The organism is Lacunisphaera limnophila, from assembly GCF_001746835.1.
Classification (GTDB): Bacteria; Verrucomicrobiota; Verrucomicrobiia; order Opitutales; family Opitutaceae; genus Lacunisphaera; species Lacunisphaera limnophila.
Window position 1 is genome coordinate 1,229,838 of the sequence record NZ_CP016094.1, and the last position, 18,025, is coordinate 1,247,862.

At 66.0% G+C, this 18,025-nt stretch carries 17 protein-coding genes; 15 read left to right on the forward strand and 2 right to left on the reverse strand.

Annotated elements, in window-relative coordinates; genetic code table 11:
- Positions 1-22 precede the first annotated feature (22 nt).
- From mnmG to trmB, 4 genes are all read left to right on the forward strand, one after another.
- Positions 23-1,903, forward strand: coding sequence for a tRNA uridine-5-carboxymethylaminomethyl(34) synthesis enzyme MnmG (mnmG, locus tag Verru16B_RS05130; protein ID WP_069961281.1), 1,881 nt, complete (start codon positions 23-25; stop codon positions 1,901-1,903).
- A 248-nt stretch (positions 1,904-2,151) separates the two neighbouring features.
- Positions 2,152-2,853, forward strand: a complete 702-nt coding sequence (locus Verru16B_RS05135; protein ID WP_069961282.1) for a response regulator — start codon at positions 2,152-2,154, stop codon at positions 2,851-2,853.
- A complete protein-coding gene (locus tag Verru16B_RS05140; protein ID WP_069961283.1) occupies positions 2,850-4,121 on the forward strand; it encodes a sensor histidine kinase in 1,272 nt (423 codons plus the stop codon). Before Verru16B_RS05135 ends, Verru16B_RS05140 begins: the two co-directional genes overlap by 4 nt.
- A gap of 142 nt (positions 4,122-4,263) precedes the next feature.
- A complete protein-coding gene (trmB, locus tag Verru16B_RS05145) occupies positions 4,264-4,890 on the forward strand; it encodes a tRNA (guanine(46)-N(7))-methyltransferase TrmB (protein WP_069961284.1) in 627 nt (208 codons plus the stop codon).
- Between the two features lie 12 nt (positions 4,891-4,902).
- Here trmB and Verru16B_RS18250 read toward each other — a convergent pair whose 3' ends face one another.
- A complete protein-coding gene (locus Verru16B_RS18250) occupies positions 4,903-5,067 on the reverse strand; it encodes a hypothetical protein (protein ID WP_157772227.1) in 165 nt (54 codons plus the stop codon).
- A 197-nt stretch (positions 5,068-5,264) separates the two neighbouring features.
- Here Verru16B_RS18250 and Verru16B_RS05150 point away from each other — a divergent pair, with 197 nt between their 5' ends.
- From Verru16B_RS05150 to Verru16B_RS18255, 11 genes are all read left to right on the forward strand, one after another.
- Entirely contained in the window at positions 5,265-6,131 is an 867-nt protein-coding gene (locus Verru16B_RS05150) for a F0F1 ATP synthase subunit A (RefSeq protein WP_069961285.1), read from the forward strand.
- 67 nt (positions 6,132-6,198) lie between these two features.
- Entirely contained in the window at positions 6,199-6,408 is a 210-nt protein-coding gene (locus Verru16B_RS05155) for an ATP synthase F0 subunit C (protein WP_069961286.1), read from the forward strand.
- 61 nt (positions 6,409-6,469) lie between these two features.
- The gene (gene atpF, locus Verru16B_RS05160; protein ID WP_069961287.1) at positions 6,470-7,045 is read left to right on the forward strand and encodes a F0F1 ATP synthase subunit B; all 576 of its coding nucleotides are present in this window, start codon (positions 6,470-6,472) and stop codon (positions 7,043-7,045) included.
- 41 nt (positions 7,046-7,086) lie between these two features.
- Positions 7,087-7,473 carry a F0F1 ATP synthase subunit delta gene (locus Verru16B_RS05165; RefSeq protein ID WP_069961288.1) on the forward strand — a complete coding sequence of 129 codons (387 nt, stop codon included), beginning with the start codon at positions 7,087-7,089 and terminating at the stop codon, positions 7,471-7,473.
- Between the two features lie 31 nt (positions 7,474-7,504).
- Entirely contained in the window at positions 7,505-9,034 is a 1,530-nt protein-coding gene (gene atpA, locus Verru16B_RS05170; RefSeq protein WP_069961289.1) for a F0F1 ATP synthase subunit alpha, read from the forward strand.
- A gap of 41 nt (positions 9,035-9,075) precedes the next feature.
- Complete coding sequence (atpG, locus tag Verru16B_RS05175; RefSeq protein ID WP_069961290.1) at positions 9,076-9,948, forward strand: ATP synthase F1 subunit gamma; 873 nt, start codon at positions 9,076-9,078, stop codon at positions 9,946-9,948.
- Positions 9,949-10,020: 72 nt separating this feature from the next.
- Positions 10,021-11,442 carry a F0F1 ATP synthase subunit beta gene (gene atpD, locus Verru16B_RS05180; RefSeq protein WP_069961291.1) on the forward strand — a complete coding sequence of 474 codons (1,422 nt, stop codon included), beginning with the start codon at positions 10,021-10,023 and terminating at the stop codon, positions 11,440-11,442.
- A gap of 6 nt (positions 11,443-11,448) precedes the next feature.
- Positions 11,449-11,856 carry an ATP synthase F1 subunit epsilon gene (gene atpC / locus Verru16B_RS05185; RefSeq protein WP_069961292.1) on the forward strand — a complete coding sequence of 136 codons (408 nt, stop codon included), beginning with the start codon at positions 11,449-11,451 and terminating at the stop codon, positions 11,854-11,856.
- A gap of 78 nt (positions 11,857-11,934) precedes the next feature.
- Positions 11,935-12,189, forward strand: a complete 255-nt coding sequence (locus Verru16B_RS05190) for a FeoA family protein (protein ID WP_069961293.1) — start codon at positions 11,935-11,937, stop codon at positions 12,187-12,189.
- Positions 12,186-14,324 carry a ferrous iron transport protein B gene (gene feoB / locus Verru16B_RS05195; RefSeq protein ID WP_099093258.1) on the forward strand — a complete coding sequence of 713 codons (2,139 nt, stop codon included), beginning with the start codon at positions 12,186-12,188 and terminating at the stop codon, positions 14,322-14,324. The genes Verru16B_RS05190 and feoB overlap by 4 nt, the downstream gene beginning before the upstream one ends.
- Before the next feature lie 78 nt (positions 14,325-14,402).
- A complete protein-coding gene (locus Verru16B_RS18255; RefSeq protein ID WP_157772229.1) occupies positions 14,403-14,573 on the forward strand; it encodes a FeoB-associated Cys-rich membrane protein in 171 nt (56 codons plus the stop codon).
- A gap of 137 nt (positions 14,574-14,710) precedes the next feature.
- On the opposite strand, the gene Verru16B_RS05200 is transcribed toward Verru16B_RS18255, so the two are convergent.
- Positions 14,711-18,019, reverse strand: coding sequence for a PPi-type phosphoenolpyruvate carboxykinase family protein (locus Verru16B_RS05200; protein ID WP_069961294.1), 3,309 nt, complete (start codon positions 18,017-18,019; stop codon positions 14,711-14,713).
- Positions 18,020-18,025: the final 6 nt, after the last annotated feature.

Consider the following 18,025-nt stretch of genomic DNA (forward strand, 5'->3'; position numbering starts at 1 on the left):
TTTTTCACCCCAGCTCTTTCCCGTGATTTTCAACCAAACCCCGTTCGACGTGATCGTCTGTGGCGCCGGCCACGCCGGCGTCGAGGCGTGTCTGGCCGCGGCGCGAACCGGGGCCTCCACCCTGTTGTTGACGGGTAATATCGATACGATCGCCCAGATGAGTTGCAACCCGGCCATCGGCGGCCAGGCCAAGGGTCAGATCGTCCGGGAAATCGACGCGCTGGGCGGCGAGATGGCCATCAACACCGATGTGACCGGCATCCAGTTCCGGTTGCTCAATGAATCGAAGGGACCCGCCGTCCAGTCCCCCCGGGCCCAATGCGATAAGAAGGCCTATCAATTCCGGCTGAAGCACACGCTGGAGCTGCAAGCGAACCTGCAGGTCTTCCAAGCCACCGTCACCGGCCTGATCTTCAAGGATGGTAAGGTCGTCGGCTGCCGGACCAACCTGGATATCGAATTCCTGGCCCGGACTGTCGTGATTACCACCGGCACCTTCTTGCGCGGCCTGATGCATGTCGGCCAAAATAAGAACGAAGGGGGCCGGTTGGGCGACTTCAGCGCCAAGACGCTTTCAAGCAGCCTACTGGAAGCCGGCATCGAGCTCCAACGCCTCAAGACCGGCACGCCGCCCCGGATTCTGGGCCGGAGCATCGCCTTCGGCGGACTCCAGGAACAGAAGGGGGATGCCGAACCCACACTGTTTGCCTTCCACGATACCCGGGACCCCGAGGACTTGTTCCACGTGGAACGGACCGGGGAGCAACGCTTGGGTTGGAAGCCAGGCAGTGAGCAGGTATCCTGTTGGATGACCCATACCACACCGGAATCCGAGCGCATTGTCCGGGAGAACCTGCATAAGTCCGCGATGTACTCCGGGGAGATTGCCGGGGTGGGGCCCCGGTACTGTCCGAGTATCGAGGACAAGTTCGTCCGCTTCGCCGACAAGCCCCGGCATTTGCTTTTTCTGGAGCCCGAAGGCCGGAATACCAATGAGTATTACATCAACGGCCTCTCCACGAGCTTGCCGTTTGATGTCCAGGTGGCGTTGGTCCACAGCATCCCGGGTCTGGAACAGGCCCAGATCCTGCGTCCCGCCTACGCGGTCGAGTACGACTTCGCCCCGCCCACCCAGATGTTTCCGTCGCTCGAGTCCCGGAAGGTCGAAAACCTCTTTCTGGCCGGCCAGATCAACGGCACGTCCGGTTATGAAGAGGCCGCGGCCCAAGGCCTGGTCGCCGGCGTCAACGCGGCGCGGAAGGCGAGGGGAGAAGCCCCGCTCATCATTCAACGCCATGAAGCCTACATCGGCGTCCTGATTGATGATCTGGTGACGAAGGGCACGAGCGAGCCCTACCGCATGTTTACCAGCCGGGCTGAGCATCGGCTGCTCTTCAATCACGCGAGTGCGGAATTGAGGTTAAACCACCACGCTAAAGAGTGTAATCTGCTTTCTAGCAGTCGTTTAGGCAGAATCGAGGCGAAGATTCGCGCCGTGCTCCACTGGCAGCACACCCTCGAACACACCAAAACCCACGGCGGCACCTGGGCCGACACCATTCGGCGCTTATCCGCCGCTGAACTCCCCCCGGAATTTTTAGCCCAACCCAAGGAAGTCCGCGACGAAACCCTCTATCGGGTTACCTACCGTGGCTACCTGGAACGGGAAAATCGGCAGATCGAGAAGCTCAAGGGGGTCGAGCGCATCCGCCTGCCCGATGCCATCGACTACCTGAAAATTCCCGGACTCCGTCGCGAGAGCGCCCTGAAGCTCCAGCAATTCCGCCCCACGAACCTCGGCCAAGCCGGTCGCATCAGCGGCGTGAACCCTGCGGACCTGAGCATTCTCATGGTCCTGCTCGCCGCCGACAAGACCACCCCCCCGCCCCCGGCGGAAACCTAGCCCGGTTTCAAAGCGGGCCGGGCCCGGTCTTTTTATCCGGGCGATTCGGGCCAGGACGCGCCACGCCCACTCCGGACCAGCAGAACCCGGCCCAACTCCACCCGCATGGCTGCCATAAGCCTTGCGCCTCGACCCTGCCATTTGGAATTTCTCACCGGACCCGCCCGGTGCGTGATATCGGTGTGACATTCAGGTGACGCCGGGCTAATTCACTGGAACGCGCCCTGCGGGCCGCTACTTCACTCCTCATGGATAAGAAAAAGATCCTCGTGGTCGACGACGAGCCGGATGTCACGGACTTGGTCGCATATCATTTGAAGGCAAAGGCGTTCCACGTGGAAACGCTCAACGACGCCACGGCCAGCATCGCCAAGGCCCGGAGCTATCAGCCCGATCTGATTATATTGGACATAATGATGCCGGATCTCAGCGGCATCCAAGTCTGCCGCATCCTGCGCGCCGACCCCAAGCTCGCCAAGGTTCCGATCATCTTCCTGACCGCCAAGGCCGAGGCCCACGACCGCATCGAAGGCCTGGAATCCGGGGCCGATGACTACCTGAGCAAGCCCTTCAGTCCGAAGGAACTCGTCCTCCGCGTCGAATCCATCCTCCGCCGCGTCGCCGCCCCGCTCGAACCCGTTAGCACCAAGCTCCGCGTGGGGGACATCCAGCTCGACAGCGACACCCATCGCGTGACCGTCAAGGGCGCCGTCCTTGATCTTACCGCCACCGAGTTCAAGCTCCTGCGCATCATGATGGAACGCCAGGGCCGGGTGCAGACCCGCGAACACCTTCTGCTCAACGTGTGGAATTACTCGACCGAGATCGAGACCCGCACCGTCGATACCCACGTCCGCCGCCTGCGCGAGAAGCTCGGCACCGAGGCCGGCTGGATTGAAACCATCCGCGGCGTGGGCTACCGGATCGCGGACAAGAAACTGCCCGCATGATGGTCCTGCTGCTCGTCGTCCTGGCCCTCGCGCTCGGCTTCGCGCTGCGCGCGCTGCTGAAGCAGAAACGCGCGCACACGGAACTGGAAAACGCCGTGCGCCGCGGCCAGCCGCTCCTCCACGAGGACGGCCCCGCCAGCCAGCTCCCGGGCTGGCACGCCCTCACGGAGGAGGTGAACCGGCTCATCACCGAGAACGCCTCCCTCCGCCAGCAGCACACCGACCAGCTCGCTCAGCTCGAGGCCACGCTCGGCAATCTCCGCGAGGCCGTCCTCATCGTCGACGGCGCCAACTACATCCACCTCGCGAATCGTGCGCTGCGCGAGATCTTCCCCGGCGCCCGCGACCTCATCAACCTGCGTCTCGAGCTGATCGTGCGCAGCGGACCCTTCCTCGAGTACGTCCGCGCCACCCGCGACGGTGCCCCGCTCGCCCGCCAGGAATTCGAGATCATCGAGGGCGACAACACCCTCTGGATCGAGGCCTCCGGCGCGCCGATCCCGTCGCCGGACGGCAAGTCGCAGTGGGCCCTCTTCGTCATCCACGACATGACCAACCAGCGGAAGCTCGAGCGCATGCGCCGCGACTTCGTGGCCAACGCCTCGCACGAGCTGCGCACACCCCTGAGCATCATCAAGGGCTACGTCGAGACCCTCGTCGACGGGCACCAGACGATGGAGGTCGCCGACCGCGACAAGTTCCTGCGCACCATCCAGCGCCACAGCGACCGCCTCAAGTCCATCATCGACGACCTGCTCACGCTCTCGCGCCTTGAGTCCGCCACCCTCGGCGTGAAGTTCGCGTCCCTCGACATCGCCCAGTACCTCGAGGACCTCGCCGAGGAATACCGCCGCCGCCCGCAGGCCACGGACCATGAGATCGTGGTCAACTTCCCGGGCAAACTCGGCCCGTTCGAGGGTGACGACGAGAAGCTGGTTCACGTCTTTGGCAACCTCGTGGAGAATGCCCTCAAATACACCCCGAAGGGTTCGCGCATCGAGCTCGGCGCCACGGCCGCCGGCGCCGACGAGGTGGAGTTCTTCGTGCGCGACAACGGTCCCGGCATCCCCGCGGCCGACCTGCCGCACATCTTCGAGCGCTTCTACCGCGTGGAAAAGGGCCGCTCGCGCGAAACCGGCGGCACGGGCCTCGGCCTCAGCATCGTGAAACACATCGTGCAGCTCCACGGCGGCCGCGTGTGGGCCGAAAATCGCGCCGAGGGCGGCCTGGTGATTTTCGTGCGCCTGCCGCGCCAGCGGAAGGAGTAGGCCGTGAAAGCTCCCCAGCTCCGTCAGGCTTGAACCTCGGTTTTCGCGCGTCGGATTTCTTTGGCGTTTGGCCGCGTCCCCCGATGCGGTCCGGTGCTTTGCTCTTGGCGTTTGACCACTTTCCCGGCCAATAGGCGGCCGCATGGGTTTTAAACCGGAATTCGTCGAGCACGTCACCCAGCGCCGCACCGCGCTGCGCACGGAGCTGGCCGCCTTGCTCCCGCCCACCGCCGCCCTCGTGCTCGAGCTCGGCTGCGGCCACGGCCACTTCCTCGCCCGCTACGCCGCCGAGCACCCCGGCAAACTCTGCGTGGGCGTGGACATGATCAACGACCGCATCGCCCGCGCCCGGCGCAAGGCCCAGCGTGCCCGGCTGCCCAACTGCCATTTCGTTCGTGCCGAGGCCCGCGAATTCATCGAATCCCTGCCTCCGGGCGTCACCTTCGCCGAGATCTGGGTCCTGTTTCCCGATCCCTGGCCCAAGAAACGCCACCACAAGCACCGCCTGCTCCAGCCCGAGTTCTTCGAGTTCCTGTCCAACCGGGCCGGGGAGGGCGCCCGCCTCTATTTCCGCACCGACTTTGCCGGGTATTTCGAGGCCGTGGCGGCCTTCATCCCCGGCCTGAAAACTTGGCAACCCGACCCGGCCGCCCCCTGGGCCCTGGAACACGAAACCGTCTTCCAAGCTCGGGCCCCGAGCTACCAGTCCCTCGTCGCGGTCCGGACTGCCCAGCCCGCCACCCCGGTCGCCTCCACCGCTCCCGCCTGAGGCCCGGCTCCCTTAGAGGACGTCCAACCACACCAGCAGGAACAGCTGCGCCACCGCCGTCAGGGCCAGCAGGGCCCAGGTCGTCTGCATGAAGCCGTTCCGGGCCAGTTTCCGCTCCCCATTGGCGTACCGGGGCTGGGCCGTCCGGGATAATAGGGTAGGGGTGGGGGATTCCATGTTTTACAAGTGGCCGCCTCGGGCCTGCGTGGCAAGCACGCCCTCTACTTCCCCGCATAAGCACCCCTCAGCCGCGTTCCCGTCACCCCTAATTTACCGTTTTGCCGATGAATATCTCATTTCCAAGGTTGACGCATCGCCGGCCCAAAACCTACCTAATTACCCCTTTATCCCCCGACACACCTCCTGCCGGAACCATGCTGCGCCCCACTAAACTCCTTTGCCTCGCCGTGCTCGCGACCGCGACCCTGGCTCACGCCAGCGACAGTGGAGTCGCTCCGGCTGCCTCGAACCTGATCGAGGGCCTGCCGATCACCAACAGCATGGCCACCGGCTGGGCGGTTTCCGCCTTCATCATCGGTCTCATCCTCTTCGCCGTCCGCAAGCCGCAGATCCTCCCCACCAAGAGCCAGGCCGTGTTCGAGTCCATGCTGGAGGCCCTGCGCGATCTCTTCGAACCCATCGTCGGCAAAAAGGCTTTCCCCGCCGCCTTCCCGCTGCTCGTCACCTTTTTCATCTTCATCCTGATTCAAAACTGGATGGGCCTGATGCCCGGCGTCGGCACCATCGGCACCGAGCGCGGCTTCAGCGACGGCAGTCATACGTTTACGCCTTGGGTTCGTCCGTTCACCGCCGACTTCAACGGCACCATCGCTCTCGCCCTCGTCTCCTTCGGCGCCTGGCTCATCATTGTCTTCAAGTACGCCGGCCCGAAGCTCATCCTCTGGGACCTCTTCGGCAACAAGGCCGAGAAATCCGAGACGCCCGGCTGGCTCTACCCGATCCTCTCGCTCGTCTTCCTGATCGTCGGCTTCATCGAGGTCTTCTCCATCATCATCCGTCCGTTCACCCTCTCCGTGCGTCTCTTCGGCAACGTGTTCGGCGGCGAGAATCTCCTGCACGGCACCAGCTTCCTGTTCATCTTCTACTTCATGGAGCTCCTCGTCGGCCTCATCCAGGCCATCGTCTTCACCCTCCTCTCCTCCGTCTACATCGGCCTCATCTGCAACCATGGCGATGACCACGACCACGCGGAGGGGCACGGCGCCGGGGCGCACCACTAGACTTTACCGCCGGGAGCGTGCCTCGCGTGCGCACGGCGGCAACCGCAACCACAACTCCATCCACCATATGTATCCCATCCTCGCTGAAATCACTGGCAACATCGCCAGCGCGTTCGGTCTCCTCGGCGCCGCCCTCGGCGTCGGTCTCATCGGCCAGAAGGCCGCCGAAGCCGTCGGCCGCAACCCCGGCGCTTCCGGCAAGATCCTCGTCCAGGCCATCATCGGCATGGCGCTCGCCGAAGGTCTCGGCATCCTGGCCCTGTTCCTCGCGAAGTAATTCCCCCGTTTAACCGGCGGCGCGCCGGCCTCACCGCCCGCGCCGCCAACCCTTTTCCGCCATGCTGACCCTCCTGCTCGCCACGGTCGAAACCACCGCCCACTCCGCCGAAGCCGCCGGCCCCATCGAGGGCCTGCGCCAGACCTTCGTGCACTTTGGCGTCGAGCCGAAGTACCTCGTGATGCAGGTGATCAGCTTCCTGATCCTCTTCGGCGTCCTCTACAAGTTCGGCATCAAGCCGACCATCGCCACGATGGAGGAGCGCAATAACAAGATCGCCGCCGGCCTCAAGCACGCCGAGGAAACCCAGGCCCGCCTCGCCGCCGCCCAGCAGGAAAGCGCCGCCCTCATCCGCGCCGCCCAGGTCGAGGCCAACAAGGCCATCGAGGAGGCCCGCAAGGCCGCCAAGGAATTTGGCGACAAGCAGCAGGCCGACGCCATCGCGCGCGCCGCCGACCTCCTCGCCAAGGCCCAGCAGTCCATCGAGCTCGAGCACAAGAAAATGCTCGACCAGGCCCGCACCGAGATCGCCCGCCTCGTCGTCAAGACCACCGAGCAGGTCCTCGCCAAGAAACTCTCCGACGCCGACCGCGCCGCCTACAACGAGGCCGCGACGAAAGAACTCTCCGTCCTCTGAGTCACCTTTGCGCTTAGCCCTAGCTTTTTTAGCTCCCCTCCATGGCCGCCGACAAACAAACCAAGCTCCTCGCCAAGCAGCTCTTCAAGCTGAGTGTCGTCAACGGCGTCGTCTCGCCCGAGCAGGTCGCCGGCGTCCTCGGCTGGGTCGAGAAGCACTCACCCCGCCGCCCCGTCGCCCTCCTCAAGGCCTACCACCACCGCATCGCCATTGAGCTCGCCAAGTCGCGCGCCGAGATCGAGCACGCCGGCCCGGTCAGCGACGCCACCCTCAAGCAAATCGAGGCCGCCATGACCAAGCGCTACGCGCGCACCGTCACCGCCTCGGCCAAGCCGAACCCCTCGCTGCTCGCCGGCCTCCGCGTTCGCGTCGGTTCCGATGTCTACGAGTCCTCCGTCGCCAGCCAGCTCGCCAAACTTTCCGTCTAACCCTGCTTCCCGCTAACTTTTCCCCCGCGCCATGAGCAACGTCATCGAACAAATCGAACAACAGATCGCCAAACTCTCGACCAAGGCGGTCCGCAAGAACACCGGTGTCATCCGCACCATCGCCGACGGCGTCGCCAAGATCGAGGGCCTCTCCGACGTCATGTACAACGAGATGGTGTCGTTCCCCGGCGGGGTCATCGGCATCGCGCTCAACCTTGAGGAGGACGAGGTCGGCTGCGTCATTCTCGGCGACGTCTCCCAGCTCAAGCAGGGCGACGAGGTCGCCACCACCGGCAAGCTCCTCTCCCTCCCCGTCGGCAAGGCCCTCCTCGGCCGCGTGGTCGACGCCCTCGGCCGCCCCATCGACGGCAAGGGCCCGATCGACGCCAAGGAATCCTACCCGGTCGAGAAGATCGCCCCCGGCATCATCGTCCGCAAGTCCGTCTCCCAGCCCCTCTTCACCGGCATCATGGCCATCGACTCCATGATCCCGATCGGCCGCGGCCAGCGCGAGCTGATCATCGGCGATCGCGGCACGGGCAAGACCACCATCTGCGTCGACACCATCATCAACCAGGCCCGCATCAACAAGGTCGGCCTCGCCTCGGGCGACAAGAGCTTCCGCCCCGTCTACTCCATCTACGTCGCCATCGGCCAGAAGCAGTCCAACGTCGTCCGCACCATCGCCGCCCTCGAGGCCGCCGACGCCCTGCAGTACACCATCATCGTCGCCGCCCCGGCCGCCGACAACCCGGCCAACCAGTACCTCGCCCCGTTCTCCGGCGCCGCCCTCGGCGAGTGGTTCATGGAAAACGGCATGGACGCCCTGATCGTCTATGACGATCTCTCCAAGCACGCCGTCGCCTACCGCCAGATCTCGCTCATCCTGAAGCGCCCCTCCGGCCGCGAGGCGTACCCGGGCGACGTGTTCTACCTCCACTCCCGCCTCCTCGAGCGCTCCGCCCGCCTCGACGGCAAGGGCTCGCTCACCGCGCTGCCCGTCATCGAGACTCAGGCCGGCGACGTGTCCGCCTACATCCCGACCAACGTGATCTCGATCACCGACGGCCAGATCTTCCTCGAGACCGACCTCTTCAACCAGGGCATCCGCCCCGCGGTGTCCGTCGGTCTCTCCGTCTCGCGCGTCGGTTCCTCCGCCCAGATCAAGGTCACCAAGCAGGTCGGCGGCAAACTCAAGGGCGAGCTGGCCCAGTTCCGCGAACTCGCGGCCTTCGCCCAGTTCGGCTCCGACCTCGACGCCAAGACCAAGGCCACCCTCGACCGCGGCGCCCGCATCGTCGAGCTCTTCAAGCAGCCGCAGCTCAACCCGCTCGCCATCGAGGTGCAGGCCTCCATCCTCTGGGTCCTCCAGAAGAACTACTTCGATTCCATCGAGGTGAAGCACATCGTGACGGCCGCCAACTCGCTCAAGGATTTCCTCACCAGCCGCAAGGTCGACCTCCTCACGAAGATCCGCACCGAGGCCAAGCTCACCGACGAGATCGAGGCCGGCCTCAAGGCCGCCGCCGACGAGTGGAAGTCCACCTTCAGCGCGAAGTGATTCTGCTCAGATCTGAAATCTCAAATCTGAAATCCTAGCCCATGGCTTCCCTCCGCGACATCCGCCGACGCATCAAGTCGGTCAAGAACACCCGCCAGATCACCAAGGCGATGGAGCTCGTGGCCGCGTCGAAGATGAAGAAGGCGCAGCAGGCCGCCCTCGCGGGCCGCGCCTACGCCGGCCTCATGGCCGAGATGCTCGCCGCCGTCGCCGGCCGCGTCGAGGAAAGCCAGCACCCGTTCCTCGCCCGCCGCGAGGTCAAGGTCCGCGGCATCATCCTCGTCACCTCCGACAAGGGCCTCTGCGGCCCGCTCAACGCCAACCTCTTCAAGCTCGTCACCGAGGTGAAGGGCCCCGCCAAGTACGCCGTCATCGGCCGCAAGGGCGCCCAGTTCATCGCCCGCACCAAGCGCACGCTCCTCGCCGACTTCACCGTCACCGACCGCGTGGGCTTCACCGAGGTCCGCACCGTCGCCGAGTTCATGGTCAAGCAGTACCTCGAGGGCGTCGTCGACACCGTCGAGCTGATCTACCCGCACTTCCGCAACACCCTCGTCCAGACGCCGACCAACCTCCCGCTGCTCCCACTCGAGAGCCTCGCGGCCGTCGTCGCCGACCTGCACTCCGATTCCGGCCAGACCGCCAAGGCCGACGAGCGTGAGATCCTCTTCGAACCCGACGCCGAGACCGTCCTCGAGTCCCTGCTCCCGCTCTACGTCAACCGCGAGATCTACCAGCACGTCCTCGACGCCAAGGCCTCCGAGCACTCCTCGCGCATGGTCGCGATGAAGACCGCCAAGGACAACGCCACGAAGCTCATCGGCGACCTCACCCTCGAGTACAACAAGGCCCGCCAGGCCGGCATCACCCAGGAAATCCTCGAGATCGCCGCCGCCTCGTTCTCCGCCAACTGATCCCACCCCTTTACCAACCCACTTGTAGGAGCCTGCTTGCAGGCGACTTCCTCCACCACCGCCCCATCCGTCATGAGTAATTCAGGCAAAATCGTCCAAGTCATCGGCGCCGTCGTAGACGTCCAGTTCGCCGAGAGCACCATCCCGCCCATCTACCAGGCGCTCGTCGTCGACTACACCGTCGCGGGCAAGAAGGAGTCCCTGACCCTCGAGGTGCAGCAGCATCTCGGCGAGGGCCTCGTGCGCGCCATCGCCATGTCCTCCACCGAGGGCCTCGTGCGCGGCTACCCCGTGACCGACACCGGCGCGCCCATCACCGTCCCGGTCGGCGAGGGCATCCTCGGCCGCATCTTCGACGTCACCGGCACCCCCGTCGACGGCAAGGGCCCGGTCCCGCACACCAAGCGCTACCCGATTCACCGTCCCGCCCCGGCCCTCGCCGAGCAGGACACCAAGGCCGAGATCCTCGAGACCGGCATCAAGGTCATCGACCTCATCTGCCCGTTCATCAAGGGCGGCAAGGCGGGCGCGTTCGGCGGCGCCGGCGTCGGCAAGACCGTCGTCATTCTCGAGCTCATCAACAACATCGCCAAGGCCCACGGCGGCTACTCCGTGTTCGCGGGCGTCGGCGAGCGTTCCCGTGAAGGTAACGATCTCTACCACGAAATGTCCGAGGCCGGCGTCATCGACCAGAAGGACCTCAGCAAGTCCAAGGTCGCGCTGGTGTACGGCCAGATGAACGAGCCCCCGGGTGCCCGTATGCGCGTCGCCCTCTCGGCCCTCGCGATGACCGAGTACTTCCGCGACGAGAAGAACCAGGACGTGCTCCTCTTCATCGACAACATCTTCCGCTTCTCGCAGGCCGGTTCCGAGGTGTCCGCCCTCCTCGGCCGCTCGCCGTCCGCGGTGGGTTACCAGCCGACGCTCTCCAACGAGATGGGCCTCCTGCAGGAGCGCATCACCTCGACGAAGAAGGGTTCCATCACCTCCGTGCAGGCCGTGTACGTGCCCGCCGACGATTTGACCGACCCGGCGCCCGCTAACACCTTCGCGCACTTGGACTCCACCATCGTGCTCGAGCGCTCCATCGCCGAACTCGGCATCTATCCCGCCGTCGATCCGCTCGCCTCCGTGTCCAAGGCCCTCCAGCCCGACATCGTCGGCGAGGAGCACTACAAGGTCGCCCGCGAGGTCCAGCGCGTCCTCCAGCGCTACAAGGATCTCCAGGACATCATCGCCATTCTCGGTCTCGATGAGCTCTCCCCCGAGGACAAGCTCACCGTCTACCGCGCCCGCAAGATCCAGCGTCTCCTCTCGCAGCCGTTCGCGGTCGCCGAGGTGTTCACCGGCACGCCGGGCAAGTACGTCCCCGTCAAGGAGACCGTCCGCGGCTTCAAGATGCTGCTCGACGGCGAACTCGACCACATCGGCGAGACCGACTTCTACATGAAGGGCGGCATCGACGAGGTCATCGCCGCGGCCGGCAAGAAATAACCCGCCATGCCCCTCACACTCGAAATCGTCACGCCTGAGGCGAAGGTGTATTCCGACACCATCGACTCCGTCGTCATCCCGACGGTCGAGGGCGAGATCGGCGTCCTCCCGGGCCACATCCCCCTGCTCACCCAGGTCGAGGATGGCGAGCTCCGCGTCACCAAGGGTGCGGCCACGCAGCTCCTCGTCGTCAGCGGCGGCTTCGCCCAGATCGACGGCGACCGCGTCCGCATCCTCGCCGAGAACGCCATCAACGAGGAGAAGATCGACGAGCATGCCGTCGAGGCCGCCCTCAAGCGCGCCGAGGAACAGCTCCGCGAGGCCAAGGACATGGATCCCCAGCAGTACGAACAGCTCCAGAGCATGGTCCGCTACTCCGGCGTCCAGCTCGCGGTGAAACGTAAAAAGCGCTAAGTCTCTCGGCCCCGGTCAACCCTTGTTTGACCCGGGGCTTTTTTATGCTTCTGTCCTGATACTCAGTCTCAGCTTCAAATGTCCGCATCCCTCAGAAACTTATCCCCCCTTTGCCAGCTTCTGCCCGGCACCACGGGCCGGGTCTGTCAGCTGACGGGCGACGACAGTTTCTGCCAGCGCGTCCGCGAGATGGGTTTCGGCGAGGCCGCCCTCGTCACCAAGATTTCCGGCACCAGCACCACCCTTTGCCTCGTCAACGGCACCCGCATCGCCCTGAACCACCGGGCCGCGATGAGCATCCTGGTCGAGCCGCTTCCCGATAACGCGCGGTGAAACTCCCGTCGCACATCACGCCGCCGCCGCGCCGGCGTCCGACGACGGTCCACGACCGCACCCCGGTGTACGCCATCGTCGGCAATCCGAACTGCGGCAAGACCACCCTCTTCAACGCCCTCACCGGCTTGCGCCAGAAGGTCGGCAACTACCCCGGCGTCACCGTCGAAAAAAAGATGGGCACGACGTGGTCCCAACACGGCCGCCCGATCCAGATCATCGACCTGCCCGGCGCCTACTCGCTCGCCGCCCGCTCGCCGGATGAGGCCGTCCTGCGCGACGTGCTCCTCGGCCGCCGCGCCGACACCCCGCAACCCGACCGCATCATCTGCGTCGTCGACGCCGCGAATCTCGAACGCAACCTCTACCTCGTCCACCAGATCCTTGATCTCGGCCGACCGGTCATCATCGCGCTCAACATGATGGACATGGCGTCCAGCGCCGGCCTCAAAGTCGACCCCGCCGAGCTCGAGGGCGCGCTCGGCATCCCCGTCATCGCCTGCGAAGCCGTGCGCGGTCGTGGTCTCGTCGAATTGAAGGTCGCCATGAGCCGCGTCGAGCTGCCCCTCGCGCGTCATCGTTGGGACGTGCCCGCGCCGATCGCTCCCGCCGTCGCGGAACTGCAGGCGTCGCTGTCCGACGCGGACCAGCGCTCGCCCCTCGTCGCCCGCGCCGAGGCCCTGCTCCTGCTGACCGATTTCGACACCGTGCGCGTCGCTGGCTCCACGCCGCTCAGCCCGCGCACCCACGAGATCCTCGACCAATGGCGCCGCCGCTGGACCGCGGAGGGCGCCGATTGGTCCGCCGCCCTCATCCGCACCCGCTACGACGCCATCCGCGAACTCTGCCGCAACGTCATCGTCCGTCCCGGCACGATGGGCCCCTCGCTCTCGGACCGTATCGATGCCGTCCTCTGCCACTCCGTCGGCGGCTGGGCGGTCTTCGCCGTCATCATGGCGGCGCTCTTCTATTCCATCTTCTCCCTCGCCGAGGCGCCGATGGATTTCATCGACGGCCAAGTCGCCGCCCTCGGCGACTGGGTCAAGGGCGCGATGGCCGCGGGCGACCTGCGCGACCTGCTCACCGACGGCATCATCGGCGGGGTGGGCGGCGTGGTCATCTTCCTGCCGCAGATCCTGATCTTGTTTTTCTTCGTGGGCCTGCTCGAGAGCACGGGCTACATGGCGCGCGCCGCCTTCATCATGGACCGCCCGATGAGCAAGGTCGGCCTCAACGGCCGCTCCTTCATCCCGCTGCTCGGCTCCTACGCCTGCGCCATCCCGGGCATCATGGCCACGCGCACGATCGAGAACGCCAAGGACCGCCTCGTCACCATCCTCGTTGCCCCGCTCATGAGTTGCTCGGCCCGTCTGCCGGTCTACCTGCTCATGATCGCCATGCTCCTGCCGGACGACACCATGTCGGCCGGGCTCAAGACCGGCATCATGCTCCTCATGTATGCCCTCGGCACCACCGGGGTGTTCTTCTTCGCCTGGCTCTTCAAGCGCACGCTCGTCCGCGGCGCGCCGCAACACATGATCATGGAGCTGCCGGCCTACCAGCCGCCCCGCTTCAAGGACATCCTCCGCCACATGGTCGAGCGCGGCTGGCTCTTCCTCAAGAACGCCGGCACCATCATCCTCGCCATCTCCATCGTGCTCTGGGCGCTGACCACCTACCCGAAGCACCCGAACCCAGCCGCCACCTCGACCGAGCAGATCGCCCACAGCTTCGCCGGCCGCGCCGGCCACCTGCTCGAGCCGGTCATCCAGCCGCTCGGCTTCGACTGGCGCATCGGCATCGGCCTCATCACCTCCTTCGCGGCCCGCGAGGTCTTTGTCAGCTCGATGGGCGTGATCTTCGGCGTCGAGGGCGCGGAGGACGACACCACGCCGTTGCGTGACGCGTTGCGCGGCGCGCGCTGGCCCGACGGGGCCCCGCTCTTCACGCCGCTCGTCTGCCTGACCCTGATGGTCTTCTACGTCTTCGCGATGCAGTGCATGGCCACCCTTGCCGTGGTGAAGCGCGAGACCAACTCCTGGCGCTGGCCGCTTTTCCAGATCTTCTACCTCACCGGCACCGCCTGGGTCCTCTGCCTGATCCTCTACCAAACCGGTCGCGCTTTGGGCTATTGATTAAGCACAGAGGTCCCAGAGAAATAACCTGAAAATACTTCTGCTCTGTGCTCTCAGTGCATCCGTGGTTCAAATAGAATGTCTTCCTCCCTCCAATCCCTGATCGCCCTCGCCCTCGTCGCGCTCGCCGCGGCGTTCCTGCTGCGCTCCTGGCTGCGGAAGAAAAAGACCCCCGGCTGCGGCAGCACCGGCGACTGCGGCGCCATCAGCCCCGAGGTGAAGGCCCTGCAGGCGAAACTGAAACGGTAAGCACCCGGTTGTGGTCGGTGAGTTCGCCCGTTCGACCAGCTCAGGGCCCCGAGCCTGTCGTGGGGCTCACGCCACGAACCACATGCCGCCGTGGCGCGAGCAAGCTCGCGGCCCACCAAGCGGAATAGTATCTGTGATCAAGCCAGCGGCTGCCGGCCCAGCGTGCCCTTGAGCGAGTCCACGTAGCCGGCGGCCGAGACCTTCGCCAGCTCGGCGCGGGCGGCGGTGAGGCGCTGCGCCAGACCGAGGTTGGTCGTGACCGCAGCATTGACCGGGTCGGCGCTGAATTTTTCCAGCGTCGCCACATGCCGCGTCCAGAGGGCGATGTCGGCCTCCTGTTTCGATTTGAGGCGGGCGGCATACCAGTCGCTGGCGAGCAGGGCCTCGCGGGTGAAGAGCGCGCGCACCTCGGGGGCGGTGGCGCCCTTGCCCTCGAAATTCCCGTGCGCCATGATGTGCAGCAGGGCCTTCAGCGGCGGGCAGGCCAGCGCGATCGTGCCGTCGGCAAAGTAGCTCTGCGCGACGCGCTCGTGCGTGGCGCAGATGTTGTCCATGCCGTCGGCAAAGGTCGCCATGTCCTGCAGCTCCGGCCGCAGCATCTCGGTCGTGAAGATGGAGTGGGGGTGGGTGAACACCCGGCCGAAGAACACGCGGGTGAACTTCGCCGTGATGCGGAACCCGAGCCGGCTGGCGAGGACCGTGCGGCCCTCCCATTCGAAATCCTGGCATTGCTCGAGGTAGCCGTGATCGTAGAGGAACTTCGGGTCGCGCTCCGCCGCCGTCATGCGGCTCCACACCTCGGGCACGAGCAGGCTCACGTCATGGTCGACGCGCGCCTTCGGGCCGACGTAACCGGCGGCCGAGATGAACGCGGGCTGCGCCGTCAGGATCTGCGAGACCAGCGTGGCGTTCAGGTCGAAGATGGCGGGCAGGCAGTTGAACGGGCCCTTCGTCAGCGCGCCTTCGGAACCGGCGCCGGTGGTCGAGGGCGACTTGCCGGTCATGGAACTGATGTACTCCATGAACAGCTCCGGCAGCTCCATATGGTGGATCGGGCCGTAGACGGCGAGCGAACGGATGCGGGCCGCGGCCTCGGGCGGGTTGTTCCGCCGGCCGGGGACGACGGCGTCCACGGGCGTGAGCACCGGCGCGTCGGCCGCGAGGCGGCGGTGCAGGCGCGCGGCCATCTTCGAGAGATGCACACCACGGGCGTCAATCAGGTCGGGACGAAGCTGCAGATAACGCGGGTTCTTCGAGGGCTTGCCGTCCACGATGCGCGGGTGCGCGGAGGAGACGAACCAGGCCGGGCCCGGCTCGCCAGCCGCGGCGGCGCGCACCAACTGCTTCATCGGCGCGGTGTACTTCGAGAAGCCAATGGCCTCATCGACCAGCGCCCGGGCGTCGGCCTGGCCAAGCGGCTCGAAGTTGGAGATGAAGTTGTCGGGCTGGGACAGCTCCTGCTCGGTGAGCTTGTCGTAACCGCGGTGGATGGCCTCGTCGGGCCGCTGGAAGAGCCGCGTCTCGCAGTTCTCCACGTATTTCCGCGAGGGCTCGGCGAGGGTGGCGCCCGGGACGACGACGGATGCCGTGATGTCGTCCTCCATCTGGATCTTGTAGGCGGGGTGGTAGTCCTCGCGCAGCCCGAACACGCGCCACGCGCCATCCGCATCGTAGCCGATGCGCAGGTAGCTGGCGCTGAGCTTGCGGTTGTCGCACTTCAGCTCGTTGCCGGGGTTGCCGTTGATCAGGTCCACCGTGAAGTGGGCGCGCCAGTCATCGCCCCAGGCGGAGGCATAGTGCCGTTTCACCACGAAGACGATTTCCTTGAGATACTGCGGGATGGAGCGCAGCCAGGTGTTGTATTCCTCGGTGTACTCGCGCTCGGCCGGTGTCAGCAGCTTGATGACGGAACCGAGCGAGCGCTCGGGGCTGAGGATGGGGCGGGCGTCGGACCCGCGCTTGGCGGCGTCCCGGAAGCGCGTGGAGTAGTCGCGGTTGATCAGCGCGGCCACGCGGTCCATGTCTTGCTCGAAGTCGGCCACGAAGATCGGGCCGGGGAGGATGGCGTCGGAGATGGGTTTCGAGATCTCGGACTTGCCGCCGCCCGACACGGTGCACGGCTTGTGGCAGAGCGTGCCCTCGGCCACGGTGCCGACGAGGTGCCAGGCGCTGTGCGCCGGCGGCTGCTCGATGTGGACCTTGTAACCGGAGGGCCGCACGTAGGTGCGGCCGGCCATGAGCGGGATCCGCTGCGGCTGGCCGTCGCGCGTCCAGCTCACCGTCTGCGCGTTCAGGTCGAAGGCCACGTCCTCGGGCACGTAGAGGATGTCGGCGAACTCCCGGTCCACCGCGTAACCCTCGGGCTTCACCTCCATCTGGTGGGCGTACTGCGTGCACACCTCGGCAAAGGAATGGCCGCGTTGCTGCACATGGAGGTTGCCGGAAAATTCCTCGCCCAGGTCGTAGGCCGGGTAGACCAGCGCACCGCCGGCGTGCTCCTCCTCGGCCAGGCCGAAGAGGTTCGCCGAGTAGCTGATCTGGGTCTTCACCTCTTTCTTGCAGTAACCGTAGTAATTGTCGGCGATGAGCGTCACGACCACGCCCGCGGCGTCGCGCGCGCAGATCTTGAAGGCGGAGCCGCCGTTGTAGCGCTCGTCCTCGTTTTTCCAGCACATGCCGTCGCGCCGCTGGCGCGCCGTGGCCTGGTCATAATGGGGCAGGCCGAGATCCTTCTTCCGGCACGTGGTGAGGTGCGGGGCCAGGATCACGCAACCCGAGTGGCCGGTCCAGCCGGCGGGATGCAGGGCGGCGTCGTTTTCCGGCAGCGTCGGGTCGCCCGCGTTGCCGAAGATGCTCTCGACGAAATCGAGGTTGGAGACCAGCGCGCCGGGGACGAAGAACCGGACCTCCATGCGCTTCTCGACGCCGAAGCCGGGGACGGCGGGGACCACAAGCGGCCGCAGCAGGAGCGAGACGAAGCAGGTGGTGCCTTGGGCGTCCGTCGCCGTGTAGGGCAGGCGGGCGAGGTCGGCCGGCGGCCGCAGGGCCTGGGCGAGCAGGCGCACAAAGGCGACCGGGGGGACGCCCAGCTTGTCGTCCGGCACGGGCAGGCCACCCTCCACCACATGGAACACGCCCTGGGTGGTGCGGCGGTCGCTGGCCGGGTTGTGCAACACGCCGTTGCGCAGCCGGTAGCTTTTCAGCAGCGACGACTCGTGTTGGTCGCCGGCGCGCGGCAGGGACAGGGCCCGGGCCATGCCGGCCTCGTCGAGCGCGAAGGTCTGGCCCGGCAGGCGCGGCACCGCCTCGATGGCGCCAAAGGTGTGGTCGAGCCAGGCTTGGATGCGGCCGTCCACCGGGGCGGAGCGGGGCAGGCGGCGGGGCGCCAGCTCGGTCAACCGGTTCTGGATATGTTGCAGGAGCTCGGGGCGTTGATCGTGGTTCATGCGCGG